This window comes from Streptomyces sp. NPDC005492 (assembly GCF_040605995.1).
In the GTDB taxonomy this organism is placed as follows: domain Bacteria; phylum Actinomycetota; class Actinomycetes; order Streptomycetales; family Streptomycetaceae; genus Streptomyces.
Genome location: NZ_JBEXDX010000006.1, coordinates 43,508 through 56,582, shown reverse-complemented (window position 1 = coordinate 56,582; position 13,075 = coordinate 43,508). Strand labels below are relative to the sequence as shown.

At 71.4% G+C, this 13,075-nt stretch carries 14 protein-coding genes; 5 read left to right on the top strand and 9 right to left on the bottom strand.

Annotation, left to right across the window (positions count from 1 at the left end):
* Positions 1 to 44 precede the first annotated feature (44 nt).
* A complete protein-coding gene (locus ABZT04_RS10760; RefSeq protein ID WP_356055248.1) occupies positions 45 to 656 on the bottom strand; it encodes a TetR family transcriptional regulator in 612 nt (203 codons plus the stop codon).
* A 120-nt stretch (positions 657 to 776) separates the two neighbouring features.
* On the opposite strand from ABZT04_RS10760, the gene ABZT04_RS10755 reads away from it, so the two are divergent.
* On the top strand, positions 777 to 1,547 hold the full coding sequence (locus ABZT04_RS10755; protein WP_356055246.1) for an SDR family oxidoreductase: 771 nt from the start codon (positions 777 to 779) through the stop codon (positions 1,545 to 1,547).
* Between the two features lie 24 nt (positions 1,548 to 1,571).
* On the top strand, positions 1,572 to 1,943 hold the full coding sequence (locus ABZT04_RS10750) for a hypothetical protein (protein WP_356055244.1): 372 nt from the start codon (positions 1,572 to 1,574) through the stop codon (positions 1,941 to 1,943).
* A 67-nt stretch (positions 1,944 to 2,010) separates the two neighbouring features.
* On the opposite strand, the gene ABZT04_RS10745 is transcribed toward ABZT04_RS10750, so the two are convergent.
* Positions 2,011 to 3,564: a sigma-70 family RNA polymerase sigma factor gene (locus tag ABZT04_RS10745; protein ID WP_356055242.1), complete on the bottom strand. Its 1,554-nt coding sequence runs from the start codon at positions 3,562 to 3,564 to the stop codon at positions 2,011 to 2,013.
* A 167-nt stretch (positions 3,565 to 3,731) separates the two neighbouring features.
* Here ABZT04_RS10745 and ABZT04_RS10740 point away from each other — a divergent pair, with 167 nt between their 5' ends.
* Complete coding sequence (locus ABZT04_RS10740) at positions 3,732 to 5,222, top strand: alginate lyase family protein (RefSeq protein WP_356055240.1); 1,491 nt, start codon at positions 3,732 to 3,734, stop codon at positions 5,220 to 5,222.
* A 120-nt stretch (positions 5,223 to 5,342) separates the two neighbouring features.
* On the opposite strand, the gene ABZT04_RS10735 is transcribed toward ABZT04_RS10740, so the two are convergent.
* The gene (locus tag ABZT04_RS10735; RefSeq protein ID WP_356055238.1) at positions 5,343 to 6,509 is read right to left on the bottom strand and encodes an MFS transporter; all 1,167 of its coding nucleotides are present in this window, start codon (positions 6,507 to 6,509) and stop codon (positions 5,343 to 5,345) included.
* Positions 6,506 to 7,120, bottom strand: a complete 615-nt coding sequence (locus ABZT04_RS10730; RefSeq protein WP_356055236.1) for an XRE family transcriptional regulator — start codon at positions 7,118 to 7,120, stop codon at positions 6,506 to 6,508. The genes ABZT04_RS10735 and ABZT04_RS10730 overlap by 4 nt, the downstream gene beginning before the upstream one ends.
* Here ABZT04_RS10730 and ABZT04_RS10725 point away from each other — a divergent pair.
* Together ABZT04_RS10725 and ABZT04_RS10720 are read left to right on the top strand one after the other, a co-directional pair.
* Positions 7,119 to 7,640 carry an N-acetyltransferase family protein gene (locus ABZT04_RS10725; RefSeq protein ID WP_356055234.1) on the top strand — a complete coding sequence of 174 codons (522 nt, stop codon included), beginning with the start codon at positions 7,119 to 7,121 and terminating at the stop codon, positions 7,638 to 7,640. The genes ABZT04_RS10730 and ABZT04_RS10725 overlap by 2 nt on opposite strands.
* Positions 7,641 to 7,822: 182 nt before the next feature.
* Positions 7,823 to 8,398, top strand: a complete 576-nt coding sequence (locus ABZT04_RS10720) for an ABATE domain-containing protein (protein WP_356055232.1) — start codon at positions 7,823 to 7,825, stop codon at positions 8,396 to 8,398.
* 25 nt (positions 8,399 to 8,423) lie between these two features.
* Here the strand turns inward: ABZT04_RS10720 and ABZT04_RS10715 are convergent, their stop codons facing one another.
* The 5 genes from ABZT04_RS10715 to ABZT04_RS10695 all read right to left on the bottom strand — a co-directional run bounded on the left by ABZT04_RS10715 (position 8,424) and on the right by ABZT04_RS10695 (position 13,032).
* Positions 8,424 to 9,014: a TetR/AcrR family transcriptional regulator gene (locus ABZT04_RS10715; RefSeq protein WP_356055229.1), complete on the bottom strand. Its 591-nt coding sequence runs from the start codon at positions 9,012 to 9,014 to the stop codon at positions 8,424 to 8,426.
* 215 nt (positions 9,015 to 9,229) lie between these two features.
* Complete coding sequence (locus tag ABZT04_RS10710; RefSeq protein ID WP_356055227.1) at positions 9,230 to 9,517, bottom strand: hypothetical protein; 288 nt, start codon at positions 9,515 to 9,517, stop codon at positions 9,230 to 9,232.
* A 129-nt stretch (positions 9,518 to 9,646) separates the two neighbouring features.
* On the bottom strand, positions 9,647 to 11,035 hold the full coding sequence (locus ABZT04_RS10705; RefSeq protein ID WP_356055225.1) for a carotenoid oxygenase family protein: 1,389 nt from the start codon (positions 11,033 to 11,035) through the stop codon (positions 9,647 to 9,649).
* A gap of 44 nt (positions 11,036 to 11,079) precedes the next feature.
* Positions 11,080 to 11,520, bottom strand: a complete 441-nt coding sequence (locus ABZT04_RS10700) for an SRPBCC family protein (RefSeq protein WP_356055223.1) — start codon at positions 11,518 to 11,520, stop codon at positions 11,080 to 11,082.
* Positions 11,521 to 11,571: 51 nt separating this feature from the next.
* A complete protein-coding gene (locus tag ABZT04_RS10695) occupies positions 11,572 to 13,032 on the bottom strand; it encodes a DHA2 family efflux MFS transporter permease subunit (protein WP_356055221.1) in 1,461 nt (486 codons plus the stop codon).
* Positions 13,033 to 13,075 lie beyond the last annotated feature (43 nt).

Genomic DNA, 13,075 nt, shown 5'->3' with positions numbered 1-13,075 from the left:
AACCAGGGCCCGATCGCTGTGGCATCCGGTGCGAACCGGCGCGTTCACTCCTCGCGCAGTGCCGCGAACGCCGCGTCCAGTAGATCGTCGAGGTCCGCGCGGCCGTCCGACCTGGTCCACTGGGAGACCGCGATGTTCATGCACTCGACCGCGGCGGCGGCGCGGACCAGGGCGTGCAGCGGGGGTGCCTCGGCCGTGGAGCCGCCCGCCCGTTCGGCCAGGGCCCGGGCCAGTGCGTCGCGCCAGGCGACCTGCTTCTCCCGGCGGCCGGCGGACAGCGCGGGGGTGGAGTCGACGAGGCGGGCCAGCGGAAGGAACTCCTGCTGGGCGCGGCGGAAGGGTTCGAGGGTGGTCGACATCGCGTGCCGCAGGGCGGTCCAGTCGTCCTGGTCGACGGGGCAGTCCAGCAAAGCCTGGGAGGCCAGCGCGTCCTGCGCGTCGAAGGCGCTGAGGATCGCCTCCTCCTTGGTGGCGAAATAGCGCAGGAAGGTGCTGCGCGAGACCCCGGCGGCCGCGGACACCTCGTTGACGGTGACGCGGTCGAAGCCCTCGCGCCGGAACAGTTCGAACGCCACCTCGGCGAGCCGGGCCCGTACGGCGGCCCGCGCGATGTCCCGCGTGCTGGTCAACCCCGTGATCGCCGTGTTCTCACTCATCCGGCAATCGTACCCACACGCATACCCAGAAGCGAACCACGTGAGCACTTGCGAAGCAGTGCCCCGTAGATGAGACTCAGTTCCATCCATGTGTACGTGCTTCACGAGAAGGAGTGGATCATGAGGGGACTGCAGGGCAAGCGCATCGTGGTCGCGGGCGGAGCCACCGGCATCGGGGCGGCCGGCGTGGAGCGGCTGATCGAGGAGGGCGCCTCGGTCGTCGTCGGTGACATCAACATCGCGGGCGCGGAGGCCACCGCCAAGCGCGCGACGGAGAAGGGCGGCGTGGCGGTTCCGGTCGCCTTCGACCTCTCCGACGAGGGCTCCATCCAGGCGCTGATAGACCGGGCGGCGTCCGAACTCGGCGGTATCGACGGCCTGTTCAACGTCGGCGCCGATGTCTCCGACGCCAACCTCGGCCGCGACCTCGACCTCCTGGAGATGGACCTGGGGGTGTGGGAGCGCACGCTGGGCGTGAACCTGATCGGTTACGCCCTCGCCGCGCGCGCGGCGATCCCGCACATCCTGGAAGCGGGTGGCGGCGCGGTCGTCAACACCTCCTCCGGCGCGGGCTGGAGCGGTGCGCGGGTGCGGCCCGCGTACTCGGCGTCCAAGGCCGGGGTGAACGCCCTGACCCGGCACATCGCCACCCGCTGGGGCAAGGAGGGCATCCGCTGTAACGGACTCGCCCCCGGCCTGGTCATGGGCGAGACCCAGATCCGGCAGGCGAACAAGGAGATGCAGGCCCAGGCCATCGCCGCCGCCCTCAGCCCGCGCCTCGGCAAGACCTCCGACGTCGCCGGCATCGCGGCCTTCCTCTTCTCCGACGACGGCGAGTGGATCAACGGCCAGGTCTGGTCGATCTGCGGCGGCATGCACCTACGCGGCTGAGCCGTCCAGAGAAAGAGGATCCCCATGAAATCCCTGCTCTCCTGGACGGTCCTGACCGTTCTGTTCCTGGCCGGGCTCTCCGCGACGCTGGCACCGGGCGCCGTGCTCGGCGACCTCGACGGCACGCAGAGGACCGCGGCCACCATCGGCGCGGGCATTCTCTCCCTCGTCGCGGGAGTCGCCCTCTTCCGGCGCGAACCTCTGAAGTCGTTCCTCGGCTCGCGCCCGGTGCTGTGGTTCCTGTTCCTGTTCAACCTCACCGTGGCCGCGATCGCTCCCTTCGCCCTGGACGGGGCCACGGGGATCGGCATGGCGATCGGCATGGGGCTGGTCTCGCTGGGTGCGGGCACCGGTCTGCTCCAGGGGAGCGGAAAACGCCGCACCAGGCGGGCCTGACGGGTACGCCGGGTTCGACCGCGGGGCCGGAGCGGTCCGGCCCCGCATCCCTATTTCCTGCGCCCCCTCAGACCCACGGCGCGGTGACCACGAAGGAGCGACTGGCCCGGTACGCGGCCGTGTTCTCGGCGGCGTCGAGCCAGAGTTGACGGTTGTCGCGGTGGCGGAGATAGCGGCCGGGATAGTTGTACGACTCCAGGGCGACCGACCCTGGGGTGGAGCCGGGGCGGGTGCAGAAGGTGGCGTCCTTCTGGAAGATGGCGGATCCGTCGTTCGCGGCCAGCCGGATACGGAAGGCGTAGTGCCGTACATACCTGCCCTCGGCGTCGCGGAGCGAGTAGCAGTCGGGGTCGGCGAGACCGGGCACGAACGTCAGCGTGGCCGTCTCCCTGGTGGACGTGGCGCTGTTGGCACCGACCGGAGCGAGCACTCCCACGCCGCCGGACAGGGCCACGTAGTCACCGGGGTCATCGACGGACCGTAGCGCGTGTCGGCCCGAAAGCCTCGCGGCGCCAGTCGGAGACGGCTTCGGGGTCGGGCTCGGTGACGGGGAAGCGCTCGGAGTCGGCGAGTGGGAAGAGACCGCGGGCGCGGGCGCGGCCCCGGCGGCAGGGTGTCGTGTCGGCTGGTGCGGCGACGAGGTGGCGTACCAGACCACCCCCGCGGCCGTGAGGGCCACGGCGCCGGCGGTCGTCGTCGCCAGCACCGGCTTGGCGGCCAACTTGCCGAGCAGGCGCGCCACCCGCCCAGCACCGCCCGTCGCCTGGACACCTGTACTCGCGGCCGCCGTTCCTCCTGCCGCCGAGCCCGCCGCGAAGACCTTGCCCAGCACCAGTCCGGCCAGCCCGATCGGCAAGGGGACCAATGCGAGACCGGCCAACAGGCCCTCCGCAGGCACCAGATCGGACGCGCTGAACAGGCACTGCGGGCAGTCGCGGACGTGGCGGGCCAGCCGCTTGCGCCACAGTGCGGACGGCCGCCCGTCCCAGGAGGTGAGCGCGGTGGTCAGCTCCGCGCAGCGCGGGGAGGCGGTCACGGCCCGTACCACGGCGCGCGCCGTCTCCAGCCGTTCCTTGACCCGTTGGACCCGGACCGCGGCATGCTGCGGAGTGAGGTCGCAGGCCGCCGCCAGCTCACCCCGGGTCAGCTCACCGGCGGCCTCCATCCACCACAGCGCGAGCACCTCGCGCTCCTCGCTCTCCAGCCATCGGGTCGCCTCCACCGCCTCGCGCCGCTGCCCCGACAGCGCCAGCCGCAGGATCGCGAGATCCGCGAAGTCGGCCTGGGGATCGGCCTCTTGGGGGGTGTCCTCCAGCGGATCCGCGATCGGCCGGGTCCGTCCGCTGCGCCACCGGTCACGGATCTGGCGCACCGTGATGGCGATCAGCCAGGACCGGAAACGGTCCGGTCGCTCCAGCCCGTGCAGTCCGTCCAGCACGCGCAGCATCGTCTCCTGGACCACGTCGTCGACGTCGCTGTGCCCGTCCAGAGCGCGACCGACGATGTTGTAGACCAGCGGGAGACACTCCCGTACGAGCCGCTCCGAAGCCTGTGGGTCACCGGCCCGCGCCGCCACGACGACGGTGACGTCCGGCCGTTCCTGCACGTCCTGCGTGCGCACCCGTCCCACCCTTGTTCCGTCGACGTGTCGAGAGTGGACAGTGTGCCAGGAGTGGTCCCGGGTGTAGAAAACGGTTCCCTTCCATGGGGCGGTTTTTTGTTATGAGCGGTCCGCTCGCACGTCTCCCACTCCGTACGACCGGAATCGACAGGAGCCAGGAGCCACCCGTGCGAGTGCGAGTGCCAGTGAGCCAGGACAACAGCCGACCGACGATGAGCAGGCGCGGCGTGCTGAGGATGGGTGCCGCGGCCGCGGTGGCCGGTACCGCGACGGCCACCGTGGGGGCCGCCCCCGCCGCGGCGAGCGGCGGCTTCGCGCATCCCGGAATGCTGCACACCCAGGCCGACTTCGAGCGGATGGCGGCAGCGGTGAAGGCGGACAGGGCGCCGTACAAGGCGGGTTACGCGGTGCTGGCGGCCAACTCCCATGCGCAGAGCACCTGGAAGCCCAACCCGTTGGCGAAGGTGGTGCGCGGCGGCGACGGCACGAACGTCGGCACGCTGTACCACGACGTCCATGCCGCCTACCAGAACGCCCTGCGCTGGAAGGTCACCGGCGAGAGCGCCCACGCCGACGCCGCCCGCGACATCCTCAACGCCTGGTCCGCCGTGCTCACTTCGGTCGACGGCAACGCCGACCGGTTCATCGCGGCGGGCCTGCACGGCTACCAGTTCGCCAACGCCGCCGAGATCATGCGCGGTTACCCGGGCTTCGAACTCGCCCGTTTCCAGAAGATGTTGGTCGACGTCTTCTACAAGGAGAGCAGCGACTTCCTCGCCCATCACAATGGCGCCTACCTCACCAACTACTGGGGTAGCTGGGACCTGTTGAGCATCGCCTGCGTGCTGGCCACCGGCATCCTCTGCGACGACCAGGGCAAGGTCGACGAGGCCGTCACCTACTTCAAGACCGGCAAGGGCAACGGCTCCGTCAAGAACCTCATCACGCACATCCACCCGGGCGGACTCGGACAGTGGGTGGAGGTCGGCCGCGACCAGGGACACGCCACCCTGGGCGTCGGCCTGGCCGGCGCCATCGCCGAGATGGCCTGGAACCAGGGCATCGACCTGTACGGCTACGACGACAACCGTCTCCTGAAGGGCTTCGAGTACGTCGCCAAGTGGAACCTGGGCCAGGACGTGCCCTACACCTCCTGGACCTGGAAGTACGGCGCGCCGGGCATCTGGGGCGGCTCGCAGACCCTGGCCGCCCCGTCGACGGCCTCCCGCGGAGACCTCCGCCCGATCTGGGAGTCGATCTACAACCACTACGTCAACCGTCGCGGTCTCGACGCCCCGTACGTCACCGCGTTCGCCGAGAAGGTGCGCCCCGAGGGCGGCGGCGGCAACTACGGCGAAGGCGGCGGCTACGACCAACTCGGCTTCGGCACCCTGGCGTTCACCCGGCCGAAGGTGATCGTCTCCGCCGCCTCGCCGACCCCTGCGCAGAGCACGGCGACCGGTGCCGGAGGAAAGACGACGGCCACCCAGGAACCCACCCCGGCGGGCGCCGAGGACACCAGGGCGCAGGGTGGCAGCGGGCAGGACCTGGCCGCTTCGGGCGCGGGCGGGGTCGCGGCGGTGGCCGCCACCGGTGTACTGGCCATCGCGGGCGGCCTCATCGCCCTGCGCCGCAGAAACGCGCGGGACAACGGCTGACCGGGACCGGCTGTTGTGGGGCGGGACGGAAGGCGCGCTCCGGGTGGAGGAAGCCCCGCCGTACGGTGACGGAGGTGACGGTGGTCGTCTCCGGATCCGCCTCCGACACCGGCGTGCCGCTCAGCGAGTCCCCCGGCCGCCCGTGCGGCCGAGGGCGGCGGCGATCAGTAGTGCGGTCAGAGCCGTCAGGGCGGTGCGCTGCCAGCCGAGGGCGTTGAGCAGAGGTGCGGCGAGGGCTGTGCCGACGGCGCCGATCGCGAAGTAGCACACGAGATAGACGCTGCTGAGGCTGCCTGAGCGGTGCGGGTCGAGGGCGATGACACGGCTCTGGTTCGCGGCCTGGGCGGCGAAGCAGCCGGCGTCGAAGAGGGCGAGTCCGAGGGCGGTGACCGGCGGGGTGTTCAGGCCGGTGGCGAGCAGGGCGGTGCCGGACGCCGCGGTCAGCATGGCGACGGTGATCACGGCGCGGGAGCCGTACCGGTCGGAGAGACGGCCGGTGAGGGGGAGTACGGCGAAGCCGAGGAGTCCGGCAAGGCTGTACAGGCCGATTGCGGCCGGGGCGAGGGAGTGGGGCGGACGGGCCAGGGCGAGAACGAGGGCGACCCAGGTGACGTTGAAGGCGAAGTACCACAGCCCCCCGGTGGCCACCGCGCGGCGCAGTCGCGGGTGGTGGCGCAGCAGCGGGGGCAGTGCGGCGAGGGTGGCGCGGTAGCCGCGCCCGGAGTGCGGGCGCTGCCGGGGCAGGAACGCGGCGGCGGCGAGCGCGCCCAGCAGGGCGAGGGCGGCGAAGACGAGGAGCATCCGCCGCCAGCCGAGGAGTTCGGTGAGCGCGCCGCCCGCCAGACGGCTGAGCAGGATGCCGGCCGACAGACCGGCGGCCACGGTGGCGACTCCCCGTCCGCCGCGCCCCGGTGCGGCATGGCGGCCGGCGATGCTGCCGGCCTGGGCCGCGACACTGGCGGCGGCACCGATGACCAGATAGGCGGCCAGGAGCACGCCCGCGTCGGGCGCGGCTGCGGCGAGGGCGAGACCGGCGGCCAGAGCGGTCAGTTGGGCCGTGACCAGACGGTTCGGGGCGAGGTGATCGGCGAGCGGGAGCAGCAGGGCGAAGCCGGTCATGCAGCCGGTGAGCGCCGCGGTCGGCACGAGGTCGATCAGCGGGAGCGGGGCGTCCAGGTCGGCCGCGACAGCGGCGAGCGCGGGCTGGACGGCGTAGTTGTTCGCTATCGCCGTTCCGGCTATGGCGGCCAGGAGCACTGTGCCGCCTCGGGGGAGGGGACGGGTCACGGGTGTGCGGCGCGGGTGAGGATGACGGCGTAACGGCAGTCCGTGTCAGTGGTGTTGGCGAACACACGTGGGCTGGGATCGCCGAGTTCGACGCTGTCGCCCGCGTCGAGTTCATGGACCGTGTCGCCGTCGTGGAAGGTCAGATGCCCGTCGAGGACCCAGACGGCCTGTCGTACGAAGGCGAACGCCGCTGCCGGATAAGGCACTTGGGCTCCGGCGGGCAAGTGGATCTCGGCGATCTCCACGGGGAACCGGGCGCCGGTGATCTGGCGGCGCCGGTAGCCGGTGTCGGGGTCGCGCCACTCGACCGCCTCGGCCAGGCGGCGCACGCCCGCGAAGGTGCTCGCGTCGTCCTGCGCTCCTTCGGCCGTTCCTTCAGCCGCTCCTTCGGCAAGGGCGAGCAGGGAGGAGACGCTGAGCTGGAAGGCGGCGGACAGCTTGCCCAGGACGACGGCGGTGGGGCTGCTCTCGCCACGCTCGATCCTGCTGATCATGGCCGGGGAGACGCCGGAGGCGTCCGCGAGCTGGGCCAGCGTCCACCGGCGGCGTTCCCGCTCGGCGCGGACACGGTCGGCGATCTGCCGCACCACGGTATCTACTATGTTGGACATGAATCCACTATACGAGAGAGGTGCCGTGGTGACAGTACGCCCCGCGCACCCCGGTGACGCGGAGGCTGTGCGCGCCATCCGCAACCACGCGATAGAACACTCGACGGCGCTGTGGACACGGACTCCGCAGTCCGAGCGGGAGGGAGTCGCTTGGCTGCGCGCCCACGTGGAGCGCGGTTCGGCGTTCGTGGCCGAGGTGGAAGGCGGGGAGGTGGCCGGGTTCGCGGTCTATGCGCCGTGGCGGGATCTGGACGGCTTCCGGCACACGGTGGAGGACTCCGTGTACGTCCGCGAGGGCCGGCACGGGCTCGGCATCGGCTCCGCGCTGTTGGCCGCCCTCATCGACTCGTCGCGGGACGCGGGCCACCATGCCGTGATCGCCGACATCGAAGCGGGGAACACCGGATCCATCCGGCTGCACGAACGGTTCGGGTTCCACCACGTCGGCACGGTGCCGGAGGCGGGCACCAAGTTCGGCCGTTGGCTCGACCTTACGATCATGCGGTTGCCGTTGACCTGAGTCGCGCGGGCGTCGGGCGCGAGGCCGGCCCGTCCTTTTCTGTCGACTTCGACACCGGTCAAGGGGGCGACGAGGAACGGGTTTTTCGAGGTGGAGCCAAAGCGGTCCAGTGTCTCTGCGTGCGATGACTTCGCCCGAAGTCCGATATCGACGCGGGAAGCGTCACCTGTCAGTATGGGTACGTGGCTGAGTTCGTCTTTGTGAGTGGTCGTCTGTGTCTCGACCTTGCGGGCACCCGGTTGTGGCGGCGCACCCTCCGCACCGAACTACTCGACTCTCCGGAGGACCTGCGGCTCTGGGTCCGCGAGGCAGACCTCGTGGACGACCCCGGTCCGCAGGACGCCCGAGGGCTGGAGCGGGTCCGCCGGTTGCGTGAGGCCGTCTACACCCTCGTCGGCGCCTGGCCGCCGGCCGACGCTCCGGATGCCGGCACCCGGGATGCGCTTGCCGAGGTGAACGAAGCGGCCCGGCTTCCGCTGCCCAGGCATCAACTCGACGAGACCGGCCGACTGACCCGGACCGGCGGTACCGACGAGGTCCTCGGGGCCATTGCCCGTGACGCGGTCGACCTGCTGAGTTCGGACCAGTTCCCGCGGATGAGGGAGTGCGCGAACGCCGATTGCACGCGGCTCTTCGTGGACCTTTCCCGCTCCGGGGCGAGGCGGTGGTGCGGGATGGCGGAGTGCGGGAACAGGAACAAGGCCGCCAGCTACCGGAGGCGCAAGAAGCAGCAGGCCGTGACCGAGCCCGGAGCGTGAGAGCCGCCCCCTTCCCCTCTACTGCTCACCGCGGATCCGGTCCGGCCAGCAGCAGCGCCGCCATGAGGTCGACGGAGTGGCTGAAGCAGGTGTCGTCGTAGTCGCGTAGATGCCCGCTGGTTTCGAGGGTGATGGCGCCGACGAGTTGGGCCCATCCGGTGAGCATGCGCGGCACGCCGTCCCCGTCACCCTGCCCTACGAGGATGTCCGCCAGGAGGAGTGGGATCCGTGACGAGCCGGGGGCGGGTGTCTCGGGCCTCGGCGCGGGGGCGTGGAGCAGCGCGAACTCATGGGGGTGGGCGTGCGCCCAGGCCCGTAGCGCGTGGCAGGCCCTGCGCCATCGGACGGCCGCGGTGGCGGGGCCACAGTCGGCGACCCGCTGCTCGACGAAGTCCGCCGCGTCGTGGTGGGCGTCGTCGACCAGGGCGTTCAGGAGGGCTTCGCGGCCGGGGAAGTAGCGGTAGAGCGCCGACGAGGTGACGCCGATCTCCCGGGCCACGGCGCGCAGGGAGAGTGCCTGGAGTCCGTGCTGGGCGAGCCGGCGGCGCGCGGTGTCGCGGATCTCCCGTACGAAGTCGTCGTGGACGCGCTGCCGGATGGTCCGCGCGGTGGTCATGGCTGCCTGCTCTCTCCGTGCCGTTCAGGTGGTCGCTGGGGGGGAGGAGCCCCGCCCGCAGGGAGCGCGGGCGGGGCTCGGCGCGTTTCCGAAGGGGGGTTCGGGACGCGCGGTTCCCCTCCCCGGAGCGGGGTCTCCGGGCGGGGTGGTCGGTGATCGTCACGGGACGAGAGGACTGTCCGGTGTGGTGGGCAGCGCTTGGTGTTGTACGGCGGTCAGGTGCGCGGCGAGGGGGCCAGCGCGGGGATCAGGCCGGGTTTGACGACCAAGTCGGTGAGGACGGCGGCGCCCACGCCGGTGCGGGTGAGCACGGAGGACCAGAGGCGGGGGCGGTGGATCCTGGCGGCCGGATCGAGCGTGACATCGACGTCGGCCTTGCGGGCCGCCTTGGCCATCTTGCGGAGGTCCTTGCCGGTCAGCGATTCGCCGAGGGCGACGAGCGTGGTCCAACCGACCAGGCCCGCGAGGACGTGGAGGGTGAGGAGCGCGGTGTCGACCGGCATCGGGGGTTTCCCTTCCTGGGAGAGCTGTGGCTTGGGTTGGTCGCCGGTTCAGGAACCCGGGTCGGTGACTTGGTGGGTGGTCCGGGCCGGGCCGGGGAGTGCGAAGCCCCCCGGCCCGGCGACGGCGGTTCAGCTGTCGGACCCGTCGGCGTCGGGGATCCAGGAGCCGTGGATACCGCCGGTGACGCGGCGCGGGAGGTGGACGGTGGCGACGCGGTCGAGGCCGGAGGCGTCCAGGACCAGGAGTTGGGAGGCGTTCTGTTTGAGGTCGGAGATGACGGTGAGCAGGTAACCGTCGTCCTCGCGGGTGGCGCCGGCGGCCGGCACGAACACGGCCTCGCTGGGCAGGCGGGCGTCGCCGGCCTGGTGGATGTGGCGGGTACCGGTGTTGCGGTCGTACTTGACGATGCCGTACCCGCCGTAGCCCTCCTGGTCGGGGAAGGAGATGGCGTACTGGTAGCGGTTCTCCGTGCCGAGGAACTCCTCGTTGAGGGTGGGGAATTCGACGGCGAGGTCGTCGATGACCTGTTCGTCGACGCGGCCCGCGGTCAGGTCGATCACCCAACGGCGGTTGTACGAGCGGGTGTTGGGCTCGCTGCCGCGACCGGGGGCGCCGACCCACCAGTTCCAGGAGAGCTGGAAGCCCTCGCGGTCGACGGTCGGGCCCTCCAGGACGATACGGCCCTGGGCGTCCTCGTAGGCGTTGCCGGCGTGCAGCATGTTGCCGGGTTCGATGGGGAACCAGCGGATCTTGTCGGCGCCTTGGGGACCGCGGGGCATGACGCCGATCCGGGCGGGCTGGGCGTCGTTCCAGCCGTAGGGGATGCCGGAGTGCTCGTTCGGGTCGAAGGTGACCGTGCCCTCGACGAAGACCACGTGGTTGCGGGTGAGGGCGAAGTCGTGCTTGAGGGAGGCGGTCGCCCCGGGTGTCTCGGCGGTGTGGGTGATGTGGCCCTTGGCGTCGGCCACGTAGTACATCAGGTACGGCGGGAACGGGGACGAGCCGAAGAAGTGCAACTCCCCGGTGACCGGATCGGACTTCGGGTGCGCCGTCATCGCGCTGCGCAGCTTGCCGTCGAAGTCGTAGGCGCCGACCGTGTCGAGTTCGGGGGTGAGCTCGAAGGGGAAGTTGGCCTCGCACAGGGCGAGGAGGCGGCCGGCGTGTTCGATGACGTGGGTGCCGGCGGTGCTGGCGGTGAGGTCGACGCCCTTGTCGGTGATGTACGGCGCTCCCTCCAGGGCGGGAGTGTGGACCCAGCGATTGCGGTACCACTCGGCGCGACCCTCGCGCAGTCGGATGCCGTGGACCATGCCGCTGCCCTTGAACCAGTGGGTCGGGGTGACCCCGGGCTTGGGGTTGTGGCCGTTGCGGATCAGGCGTCCGGTCAGCTCGGGGGGCAGGCTGCCCTCGACGGTCAGGTCGGTGGCGGTGATCTCGTCCACGGCGGGGGTGTAGTGGCCGATCAGGAAGGGCTTGTCGGTGGGAGCCGTGGGTGTGGTGGGGGTCGTGTTGGTCATGACGGAACCTCGTTTTCTGGATGGGGAGTTGGCGGTAGTGCAGATCAAGCGGTCTGTTCGGCCCGGGACTTGAGGGCACCGAGCCACTCGGTCAGGGAGGCGTTCAGGGCCTGGCCGAGCTCGGCGGTGGCGGCCTCGACGGGGGCGCCGCTCCAGGACTCCTCGGTGTGGACGGTGACTTGGTCGCCGGTCGGCTCGAAGGTCCACACATGGACGCCCTCGATGCCGTTCGCGGGCCCGCCCCAGACCAGGCGCTCGCCGGGGACGATCTCGCGGACGGTGGAGGTGATGTCCAGGCCGTGGGTCTTCCAGCGGAAGGAGGCGCCGGGCAGCAACGGGCCGTCGAGCTTGGCCTCGTCGATGTCCGGGTTCCAGTCGGCCCAGGCGTCGATGTCGGTGTGCAGGGCCCAGACCCGCTCCAGCGGGGCGTCGATCACGGTGGACAGTCGGACGATGACGGGGGCGGACTCGTCGATGGTGAACACGGTTGGTCTTCCTCTCGGTTGATGTGTGGTCGGTGCGGCCGTAGCGCTGTCTCAGGCCGAGGGCTGTGCGACGGTGGGCCGGGGCTCGGTACCGGTCGGCCGGTCTGTGCGGCGGCGGGTGAGCAGCAGGGCGAGGGCCGCGGCGGCCACCAGGACGGCGGCGGAGAGGGCGAAGGCGGTGCGGTAGCCGGCTGTGAGGGCTTCCAGGTGCGGCTGGTCGGCGGCCGCACGGGCGGTGGCGGTGCCCGCGAGGGTGGCCAGTACGGCGAGTCCGATCGCGCCGCCGACCTGCCGGGTGGTGTTGACGAGGCCACCGGCCAGCCCGGCGTCCTGCTGCGGGACGCCCTCGACGGACAGCGCGGTCAGTTGGACGAAGGCGATGCTCAGGCCCAGGCCGATCAGGACGGTCGGACCGAGGACATCGGCGAAGTAGCTTCCCTGGGCGCTGATTCGGGACAGCCACAGCAGTCCGGCGGCCTCCGCCAGCAGCGCGCCGGTGACGGTCGCGGTGGAGCCGATTCGGCGGGAGATCCGCGGTGCCAGAGTGGAGCCGAGCATGTTGGCGAAGGCGAGGGGGAGTTGGCCAAGCCCGGTGACCAACGGGCTGAGACCGAGGACCTGTTGCTGATAGAGGGGCAGGAAGTAGAACAGGGCGATCCACACCGAACCCAGCAGCGCCATCAGCACGTTGCCGGCGCTGACCCGTCCGGTGCGGAACAGGCGGGGCGGCAGCAGCGGGTTCGGGTGACGCCGCTCGACCAGGACGAACGCGGTCAGCAGTACGGCGGTGGCGGCGAAGGCTCCGAGGACCGCGGTGTCCGTCCAGCCCGAGCGGCGGGCCGAGGTCAGACCCCACACCAGTGCGGTGAGCGCCAGGGTGACGGTGGCGGTGCCGAGCACGTCGAACCGTCCGCTGCCGGTGACCGGTGTGCGCGGCACGCTCACCGCGACGGCGGCCAGCACCCCGAACGTGCCGAGGGCGACGGCGTAGAAGATCCACTGCCAGCCCCACGCCTGGGTCAGGACACCGCCGAGGAGGACTCCGGCCGCGCCTCCCGCGCCGGACACCGCCCCCCACACACCGAGGGCGCGGCCCCGGCCCGGGCCGGGCGGGAAGAGTCCCATCACCAGGGCCAGCGCGGCCGCGGCGATCGCCGCGGCGCCGACTCCCTGGACCGCGCGGGCCGCGATCAGCACGGTGGACGAGGTGGCAAGCCCTGCGGCGAGTGAGGAGACCCCGAACAGCGCGAGTCCGGCCAGCAGGATCCGGCGGCGGCCCAGCAGGTCCGCCGCCCGGCCGCCCGCCAGCAGCAGCGCCCCGAAGGCGAGACCGTAGGCGTTGACCACCCAGGTGATGCCGCTGTCGGACAGCCCGACGCCGTCGCGGATCTGGGGGAGGGCCACGTTCACGATCGAGGTGGCCAGCATGACGGTGAACTGCGCGGCGGCCAGTGCCGCGAGCGCGGCTCCGGGGCCGCGGCCGGTACCGGTGTCAGTGTCGGTGGATTTCACTGCGCACTCCATGTGTGGTCAACCACTCACTAATGATGCCCAA

Coding starts and splice junctions, on each gene's coding strand:
- ABZT04_RS10725 (WP_356055234.1), top strand. CDS start 7,119: ATGAATCCACTATACGAGAGAGGTGCCGTGGTGACAGTACGCCCCGCG.
- ABZT04_RS10730 (WP_356055236.1), bottom strand. CDS start 7,120: ATGTCCAACATAGTAGATACCGTGGTGCGGCAGATCGCCGACCGTGTC.
- ABZT04_RS10750 (WP_356055244.1), top strand. CDS start 1,572: ATGAAATCCCTGCTCTCCTGGACGGTCCTGACCGTTCTGTTCCTGGCC.
- ABZT04_RS10705 (WP_356055225.1), bottom strand. CDS start 11,035: ATGACCAACACGACCCCCACCACACCCACGGCTCCCACCGACAAGCCC.
- ABZT04_RS10755 (WP_356055246.1), top strand. CDS start 777: ATGAGGGGACTGCAGGGCAAGCGCATCGTGGTCGCGGGCGGAGCCACC.
- ABZT04_RS10710 (WP_356055227.1), bottom strand. CDS start 9,517: ATGCCGGTCGACACCGCGCTCCTCACCCTCCACGTCCTCGCGGGCCTG.
- ABZT04_RS10760 (WP_356055248.1), bottom strand. CDS start 656: ATGAGTGAGAACACGGCGATCACGGGGTTGACCAGCACGCGGGACATC.
- ABZT04_RS10715 (WP_356055229.1), bottom strand. CDS start 9,014: ATGACCACCGCGCGGACCATCCGGCAGCGCGTCCACGACGACTTCGTA.